Genomic DNA, 9,298 nt, shown 5'->3' with positions numbered 1-9,298 from the left:
CCCCGAAAGTCTTTCTTACTTGGACCATCTACCGTTGGCTGGGTAGCAGTCATGGCATGGACCGTAGTCATTAACCCTTCCGCTAGCCCAAAATTGTCATTAATCACTTTAGCAATGGGAGCAAGACAGTTAGTTGTGCAACTGGCATTGGAAACGATAGTATCAATACCCGGGTCATAGGTATCGTGATTGACACCCATCAACAGGGTGGGAACCAAATCAGGGTTTTTAGTAGGAGCAGAGATTACCACCCGCTTCGCTCCCGCTTCTAAATGCTTAGATGCCCCATCATAGGTGGTAAATAGACCAGTAGATTCTACTACATATTCCACACCGAGTTTCGTCCAAGGCAGCTCCTCTGGGTTTTTAATTGAGACACAGGGGATTTTCTTGCCATTGACCACAATTCCATCAGCTTCAGCTTCTACGGTACCCTTGAAACGACCATGGGTTGAGTCGTATTTGAGTAAATAGGCGATAGTCTGTGGTGGAACTAGGTCATTAATGCCCAGCACTTCGATTTCTGGGTAGTTGAGGGCAGCACGGAATACGAGTCGTCCGATACGACCAAATCCATTGATACCCACTTTGACAGTTGCCATGGACAAATCTCCTTTAAGAGGTTTACAAATTTACGTTTGTGGATAATTAAGAATCCTCATCCAGCGATGCAGAGGTGCGACCCGTGGCGAATTTAATTCGCCTACGGAAAACGCACCATTACGGTCTTGAGTAAAACCCCCACTCCCGCTCTGCATCAAGACAATGTCATCCAATCGGGAAGATTAATTCTTCCTTTATTGTTGACAGCTGGGAGCATCAAAACTATCATGAACGGATTGCAAAGCAACCAGATGTGACTCAAGGATTTTTGCTAGGCATCCAAGCTATTGTTTATAGCTCACTCTACTCATTATTTGTTAATCCTTTAACTTAATTTAAGACTGTGGTAATTGGTGTCAATCTCTACCACTGCTCTGTGTTAAACTCCAAAGAAAGAAAAGAGCAGGTAAGCATTTAGATGACCGCTGATAGCTGACTGTTAAATGCTTGCCATAAAATTAACCTTTTCTTTAAACCTACTCTTTAAATTTTTATCTACAATTTAATTAAGCTGGTTTTGGCATTACCTCTATGAAAGTCGCTGTCTTTAGTACCAAAGTCTACGACCGACAGTTTCTGGAAGCTGTTAATTCCCAATACGGTCATGAATTAACTTTTTTTGAACCGCACCTCGATACTCAAACGACTATTTTGGCATCAGGATGTCCAGCAGTATGCGTTTTTGTCAATGATTCCCTCAACGGACAAGTGTTGGAAAAGCTGGCGCAACAGGGAACTCGTCTGATTGCTCTACGCTGTGCTGGTTTTAATAATGTGGATGTCACAAAAGCGACAGAATTGGACATGACAGTAGTGCGTGTTCCCGCTTACTCCCCCTATGCGATCGCTGAACATACGATTGGCTTAATGCTAGCCCTGAATCGCAAGATACATCGTGCTTATTCTCGAGTACGAGAAGGAAATTTTTCCCTAGATGGACTCTTGGGATTCGATATGCATGGTCGAACTGTAGGCATCGTGGGAACTGGTAAAATTGGTGTTATCGTAGCCCAAATTCTCACTGGTATGGGGTGTCAATTAGTGGCATATGATCCTTATCCAAACCCGGAGTGTCAAGCTTTGGGGGTCAAGTATGTAGAGCTAGCTGAACTCTTTGCTATCTCTGATATTATCACGCTACACTGTCCCTTAACTCCTGAAAACTATCATCTGATTAATTCCGAAGCTCTAGAGCAGATGAAACCAGGTGTGATGCTAATTAATACTAGCCGAGGGGGATTGATTGATACCAAAGCCATTATTGGTGCGCTCAAGTCTAAGAAAATTGGCTATCTCGCTCTGGATGTCTATGAGCAAGAATCTGCCTTGTTTTTTGAGGATTTGTCTAATGAAGTCATTCAAGATGATATTTTTGAACGTTTACTCACGTTTCCTAATGTAATTATTACTGCTCATCAAGCTTTCTTCACTGAAAATGCCCTCGATAACATTGCTGAAACTACACTATCTAATATTACTAACTTTGAGAAAGGTGTTCCTTGTCCGAATAAAATTATTATTAATAGGGAATAGGGAATAATATCAAGTCAGGTTGAATACCAAATCTTCTCAAGGGGTGACCTCGGCAAAATTTAATTAAGATTTTAGTAATTGGTAATTCTAATCTAATTACTAAAATCTTAATTACCAATTACTAAATTGGCCTAAAACGCACTAGGAGGAGGGGGAACAAAGGAACGAGGAGGGAAGACTTGTAAATCAATATGCTGCTCTGGACTGAAATTAAGACCTGCTTGTAGTTGAGCAAATTGTTGCTCTTCAAAAGACAGAGCACCTGTAGTTTTATTGTAGGAGATTTTATCAATATCAAGTTCTCCAAAACTATCAATTTCAATCCTATCTCCCTCTTGGACATTGAAATCTGTAATCCTGTCAATTCCGCTTTCAGGTCGTGGCACTTCCGAGTCAGAGTTACTCGATAATAGAAAACTATCAGTTATGTTGATTCCCGTTGAAGGTTGTAGCGGTTGTGATGGAGGCATTGAAGGCGGGAAGATCGGTAATGGACGATTTGTAAATGTGAATTTAAAGATATCAGCTCCGTGACCACCAGTAAGGGTATCCCTTCCTTCCCCACCTACTAGAGAATCATCACCATTGCCACCAATTAGATAATCATTCCCGCCACCAAAGACATTTTGCTCATCACCATCACCAATCAGGGTATCATGGCCAGTTCCACCAATGAGAGTATCACTGCTACCACCACCTTCGAGGATGTCATTGCCGTCTCCACCATCAAGGATGTCACTACCTGGATTATAGTTTATGGGAATTCCAGTCAAACGCCTACGAACATCACCTAAAAGGGAATCATCACCAGCTCCGCCTTTTAGGGTATCATTACCATCTGCTCCGTTGAGCGTGTCATTTCCTGTGCCACCGTCGAGGAAATCATGATCAGATGTCTGTTTAACCTCAAACAAACTCAAGCCAAAGCTAGGACCAGGTCCACCAGTAAGGACATCATTCCCTGAGCCACCAATCAGGGTATCATTGCCCTCTCCACCGTTGAGAACATCTGAATCCTCCTCCCCTTCAAGACGGTCATTACCCCCTCGACCATTGAGAATATCATCCCCAGCTCTACCTTTGAGGGTATCATCCTGTGAGCCACCGTTGAGAGTATCGTTGCCACTGCCACCTATGAGAATTACACTAGTATTTGTAGTATTTGTTTCCAACCCCACGAAATTCAAGTTAAACATTTATTCGATCACCTATTCCTATCCAACTCCGACCTCCTTTATTGTCTGGTCTTAGGTATGGTAAAGCTAGCCAAATTGGCAGTATTTGGCCAATTTGACCGGTTTCTTGCTGCGCGTTCACGCTTGTCGGAAAACCCGAGCGGCGTCGCACCGTAAAATACCGTAAAAAATGCTCAAGAACTATTGACGTTTTCCGAAAATTTTGCTTCCTAGGCGAATCATCGTTGCTCCTGCTTTAATAGCCTGCAAATAATCTCCCGACATTCCCATTGATACTTCTTTTAAGTTTAACTGAGTTGTTTGATTAAGCTGTTCCTTGAATTTAGCAACTTCTACAAATGCATCAAAAATTTCATATTCCGATAACCCCAAGGGAAGAATCGTCATTAACCCTTGAATATCTAAGGAATCGCAAGCTTCTAATTCTGGTAACGTTTCTAATAACTGCTCAACAGACCAACCATATTTATTAGGATCGGGCAAAATCTTAATTTGTAAACAAACCTTAGGTCGTTTATTTAACTCATTCGCCCGCCGATTTAAACTCTGGGCTAACTTTAAATCATCAACGGAATGGATCCAGTCCATTGTTTGAACAGCAAGTTTGGCTTTATTCTTTTGTAAGTGACCGATAAAATGCCAGGAAATACCCTCTAAATCTTGTAACTGTTCCTGCTTAGCACAAGCCTCTTGCAAGCGATTTTCTCCAAAATCCCGAATTCCAGCACCATAGGCTTCCCGCATTTTGTCTACAGATACGGTTTTGCTAACTGCAATTAAACGGACATTAGGCTTTAACTGTTGACGAATCTGCTGGATATTATCAGTAATAGGTGTAGTCATAGTTAAAGGTATTTTTTCCATAGTCTTCCCTCTTGGCTTTTTCCTCCATGGCTTTAACAAAAATCGGCGAAATTCCCCATCCAACTTTGAAGGTGGGGATGGATAGCCGAACGATTGATTATATGCTATTATGAAAATAACTCGCTTAGGTTTACATGGTCAGGCATGGGCTGATAATAGTTGAGCTAGGTGGATAAGAGATGTAGTCAAAGCGCGTGAACGAACTCGACCACCGTTCGCCACAGCGTTTCGGGTTTCGCCGACGCTAAGCGAACCGAAAAGGCAAGCGCAAGATGTCATGAGACATAATCGACTGGAACACCAGTTATAAACCGCGAAAACCAAGCGGCAAAAAAAGAATTACTGCCTGGGTCAGACGGGCAGCTGCCTGTGGACGCTGAGTAAGACCATCACCAGATTCAGTTCTGGACTTTCTGTGTACGCGGAAGTACCCAACGTGGCATCGGCGGATGAAACGGGAAATCCTGTTCGCGAAGCGTCGGCTTTGCCGAAAGACGAATAAGACCGTCCTTGTGACGCCAGTTGGAAGCCCCAACTTCAGCGGATCTTGTTGGGATACTTCACCCACCAATCACTTTGGAGAAATCTTGCAGGATTACCTCAGCTGACTGGTATCTGTCAGCGAAATGATAGCTTACCATCTTTTCTATAATTTGGGCAAATTCTTCAGGTACATCTGCCAGGTTGCGCCAGATCACTTCACCAGTTTCTGGGGAAATGGGCAAATGATAGGGACGAATTCCAGTTAATCCTTGAATCCCAATCATACCTAAAGCATAAATATCACTATTGAAACTGGGGTGTCCCGCTAATTGCTCTGGTGGGGCATAACCACGAGAGCCAATGGCAACCGTATCATTTTTTTCCTCACTTTGCTCTGGGCTTTTAATCTGTTTAACTGCTCCGAAGTCAATTAGTACCAGTTGACCATCAGTTTGACGACGGATAATATTGCCAGGTTTGATATCCCGGTGGATGACGCCGTATTTGTGGATAAAGACGAGAATTTCTAAAATATCTTTCAGTATATCTGCGACTTCCTTCACTCCAAGCCGTTTATCTACTGGTAATTCGTCACTAAGGGACTGACCGGGAATATATTCTTCCACTAAGTAAAATACTTGATCTTCTTCAAAATAAGCTAGTAGTCGAGGAATCTTTAAATGATTACCCAAAATTTCTAATATGTCTGCTTCAGTGCTGAATAGGCGTCTGGCAATTTTCAAGAATTGCGGATCGCTACGAGCCGGTTTCAATTGCTTGACCACACACTGGGGTGAACCAGGTCGCTGAGTATCTTCTGCTAGATGGACTAGACCAAACCCACCCGAACCGAGAACACGCTTGGTTTGGTAGCGTCCAGCTAGGAGGTTATTTTGGGGTCGGTACTCTACCGATGTGCCATCAGAGTCTGCACCTGCTGTTGGGTTCCAAATTGCTGTGGCATCTTCTTGAGATAAATCGGTTTGTGGTATCGGTATAGTTTTGGTGTTAGCGCTGGAGGTGGTTTCGTTTTTTTCCTTCAACAACGCCTGTAACAGGGCTAAGTTCTGTTCCTGTTCTTGAGCTTTTGCTTCAATTTTGCGGCGCTCTTGCTCTGCTTTTATGCTCTCCTGTTTAGCTTTGTAACCGGTGTAAGTCATTACACCAGTACCCGAAAGGATTAATGCCAACGCAGGTGCCACGACAGGTATCCATCCTGAGTTGAGAAATAGCAGGTAGGATGTTCCTACCAAAATACCTAAAGCAATACTCTCAGACAGTACTAACTGTCGAGTGTTGCGGCTTACCCCAACTAACACGCCCCCTATTAGTGTCCAACCCCAAATCCACAAGCCTTCTGTCCACTCAGACCAAAACCAAAACTGTGCTCTTCCCTCTCCAAGTGCGCCACTGAGCAGTTGACTCACGATTTGACCATGTATCATGACTCCTTGCATATGCTTGCTTTCTTTTTGAGCAAAACTGTAGGGTGTTAAGAAGTCATCATCTTTGATACTAGGAGCATTCATACCGATTAGGACAATCCGGTCTTTGACCAAGTCTGGTTCAATCTCCTCATTCAGAACCTTAGTTAAGGTAACGGTATCGGCAAGGTGATCAGCAGAGCGGTAATTCAATAAAATTTGGTAGCCTCCCGTATCCCCCTTTTGGTAACCTCCAGCAGTAGGAGATATCTTTTTATAGACTGTTTTTCCTAGCTTGATCTGTTTTCGGGAGATGTTTTCGGGCTTGATTCCCCGCTGTTCCAAATAGCTTCGGGCTAACTGAAAGCCGAATGATAATCTGGTGGTGCAACCCACGATGCTGGTATTATCACTGGTATTGTCAAAAAATAATGGAGCCCGCCGGACGATTCCATCGGGATCTTCAAGTAGATTAACAAAGCCTACACGATGCTGAGAAATTTTTGGGGGGGCTGCAACACTGGATGCTTCTGATTGACCCCGATAGCAAATTGGAATTATGCGATCGCTACTTTGCAGTAGTTCAGAAAATTCGCCATGACCCGGTTCTACTGGACTGTCTCGAAAGATATCGACACCAATGACAGCGGGTTGATGTTGCTCCAGCTTCTGTAATACCTCATACATTACAGCATCTTTGATTGAAGACCCTCCTGGAGCTGTTGTGCCTTTTAAATCTGGCTCAGTCACCTCTACTACTAAGAGGCGGTCATCCGGTGGTAAAGCTGGTCGCAGCTCTATCATCCGGTCGAAAGCCTTTAACTCAAAAAACTGCAACATTCCTAGGTGCTTAGACCCTAGCATTAAACCAGTTACGGCCAAACTCCCTATCAATGCTGGATTTATCCCAACATATTCCCCCAAGCGTTTCAGCCGCGACCAAGCTTTCGTCGGTTTTGGGGGCGGGGGGGAGGGATTTTCCGCCTGGGGGCTAAGTTTTGAGTTGTTTGGTGACTCTTCTGTGGCCACTTTTACCAGCTGAGCACTCATATATAATCATTATCACTAGAAATAATCACCCTTGATGTTCACCCTTGATGATTCTATTAATCATACGATTAACAGTTTAATCACCCTGTAGAGTAGTGACTCATTCCTTGATTCTTAGCCCTGATCTAAGTCCGAAAGGTTGCTCTGATTATTTTCCCGATCGATTTAATCGATTGAGCAGAAGCAATGGAAGCGAAGTTGCTTACACTACCATTTTGCTTTTTTTTCCTTAGGAAGCAAGTCGTGATTATTCTGTCAAGCTATCAATCGGAGCATATTAAATTTGTCTTCAAGTTCGCCGTGGTCAACCACCCTTATCCCAATTGTTGATGCCCACCTGACTAATATCTTGGGTAATTCCACATTGACAGTTTTGACGGCAAAAATTTGCACTTAGCCTATACAAACAGCTTCCTGTATTTTATATCAACCATCAGTGGATAGTATTTATCCCAGATATCGGCAAGCTTTACTACTCACAGGATACCCTACTACGAACGTTCCTGTTTTTGATTGCTTTATCCACACTATTCGGTTCAATCCCTGGTTGATATTTCCTACAGGCGCACTACTAATCTACACCATCATCAACCCTGCCAACTGATCATCCCACCATGACCTAAGTGGTTCATAGGTAGGATGAATCGTAGGGCTTATTGATTACGTAGTCTTTATCAGAGACAAACGTTGGTCAGGTATTGAGGTTACTCACCCCCGGATTCATCCGTTGGGTTTGTACTACTCCCTTCTGACACAACTAGCGAGATTTTTGGGAGATATGTCTAAATTTGTCAATATTTATCCATAAAACCAACCCCTAGAGCCAAACAGGTTTTCTAGCGGGGCAGAAGTTTACCGGAAACCCACGGCGGCTTGCCAGACAAAGGCTAGCAGCAAGAAGAACACAGGGATGACTGGTAGAACGTCCACCACTGGACCAAAAATAGAGTAAGCTTCGGGTAATGTTCCTAACAGGAGTGCAGCTTCCATATCTTAAATCTTCCTTTCCAACACAGATTTAATAATTGACATGTATCTTAACATGAAGTGAACAGCCAATGAGCAAATTGTGTAGTGAATTGATCACTTAAGATGGCTGCCCTGATCGCTTGAGTAAACCGAATTAGCTCAGTCACATTGTGGTGAGAGAGTAACATATAGCCTAGAGATTCACGCGATCGCACTAAATGGTTCAGATAAGCACGACTGAAATTCTGACAGCAATAGCAAGGACAACTGGCATCTAAGGGGGAAAAATCTTCCCGAAACCGGGCATTTTTCAAGTTCCAGCGTTCCCCCTGCACTAAGGCAGTACCATGACGTCCCAGGCGAGTGGGAATAACGCAGTCAAACAAGTCTATGCCAGATGCGATCGCTAAAACCATTTCCCTGTAGGTACCGACCCCCATCAGATAACGAGGCTTATGCCATGGCAGTAATGGAGCGGTTGTCTCGACAATTTGGTGAATCAATTCAGCTGGTTCCCCCACACTGACACCACCAATGGCATAACCTGGTAAATCCAACTCGACCAAGGATTCGGCAGCCAAGACACGCAAATCTAGATACACCCCACCCTGAACTATACCAAACAAAGCTTGTTCATTGGGGCGATTGTGGGCAACAATACAGCGTTTGAGCCAGCGATAGGTTCGTTGAGTTGCTAATTCCACCTCAGTTCGCTCAGCTGGATAGGGGGGACACTCATCAAATGCCATGATCACATCTGCTCCCAAGGCATGCTGAATTTCCATACACCGTTCTGGGGTTATATCAATCATCCGCCCATCCCGAGGAGATCGAAAGGTCACACCCTCTTCGGTAATAGTACGGAGCTGACTCAAGCTAAACACCTGAAAGCCACCAGAATCAGTCAAGATTGGTCCGTGCCAACCCATAAATCGATGCAGCCCACCCGCTTGTTTAATGATGGCTTCTCCTGGTTGCAGATGGAGATGATAGGTATTAGCCAAAACCATTTGGGCCCCAGCTACCTCTAACTGGGCTGGTGTTAGAGTTTTTACCGTTGCTAGGGTGCCTACTGGCATAAACCTGGGAGTTTCCACCACACCATGGGGGGTCACAAACACCCCAGCTCTTGCTTTAGTGTGGCTACAGGAAGCCTGACATTGAAATGAAAAATTA

General features: G+C 44.0%; 7 protein-coding genes. 1 reads left to right on the top strand and 6 read right to left on the bottom strand.

All coding sequences use genetic code 11. The features are described from left to right. The coding region (locus F6K57_RS31955) for a type I glyceraldehyde-3-phosphate dehydrogenase (protein ID WP_293072095.1) at window positions 1–602 on the bottom strand (602 nt) is incomplete at its 3' end. A gap of 532 nt (window positions 603–1,134) precedes the next feature. Here F6K57_RS31955 and F6K57_RS31950 point away from each other — a divergent pair. After that, window positions 1,135–2,136, top strand: coding sequence for a 2-hydroxyacid dehydrogenase (locus tag F6K57_RS31950; RefSeq protein WP_075903476.1), 1,002 nt, complete (start codon window positions 1,135–1,137; stop codon window positions 2,134–2,136). A 131-nt stretch (window positions 2,137–2,267) separates the two neighbouring features. Here the strand turns inward: F6K57_RS31950 and F6K57_RS31945 are convergent, their stop codons facing one another. From F6K57_RS31945 to tgt, 5 genes are all read right to left on the bottom strand, one after another. After that, window positions 2,268–3,314 carry a calcium-binding protein gene (locus F6K57_RS31945; RefSeq protein ID WP_293072094.1) on the bottom strand — a complete coding sequence of 349 codons (1,047 nt, stop codon included), beginning with the start codon at window positions 3,312–3,314 and terminating at the stop codon, window positions 2,268–2,270. A gap of 198 nt (window positions 3,315–3,512) precedes the next feature. Continuing rightward, window positions 3,513–4,175 carry a YggS family pyridoxal phosphate-dependent enzyme gene (locus tag F6K57_RS31940; protein WP_293024349.1) on the bottom strand — a complete coding sequence of 221 codons (663 nt, stop codon included), beginning with the start codon at window positions 4,173–4,175 and terminating at the stop codon, window positions 3,513–3,515. 581 nt (window positions 4,176–4,756) lie between these two features. Then, entirely contained in the window at window positions 4,757–7,153 is a 2,397-nt protein-coding gene (locus F6K57_RS31935; protein WP_293072093.1) for a CHASE2 domain-containing serine/threonine-protein kinase, read from the bottom strand. 852 nt (window positions 7,154–8,005) lie between these two features. Beyond that, window positions 8,006–8,143: a photosystem II reaction center protein K gene (locus F6K57_RS31930; RefSeq protein ID WP_008177837.1), complete on the bottom strand. Its 138-nt coding sequence runs from the start codon at window positions 8,141–8,143 to the stop codon at window positions 8,006–8,008. Window positions 8,144–8,190: 47 nt separating this feature from the next. Beyond that, window positions 8,191–9,298: tRNA guanosine(34) transglycosylase Tgt (tgt, locus tag F6K57_RS31925; RefSeq protein ID WP_293072092.1), on the bottom strand; the 1,108-nt coding region annotated here is incomplete at its 5' end.

The organism is Moorena sp. SIO4A5, from assembly GCF_010672005.1.
Lineage (GTDB): Bacteria > Cyanobacteriota > Cyanobacteriia > Cyanobacteriales > Coleofasciculaceae > Moorena.
The sequence above is the reverse complement of the archived record's forward strand: the minus strand, read 5'-3'. Positions and strand labels throughout refer to the sequence as shown.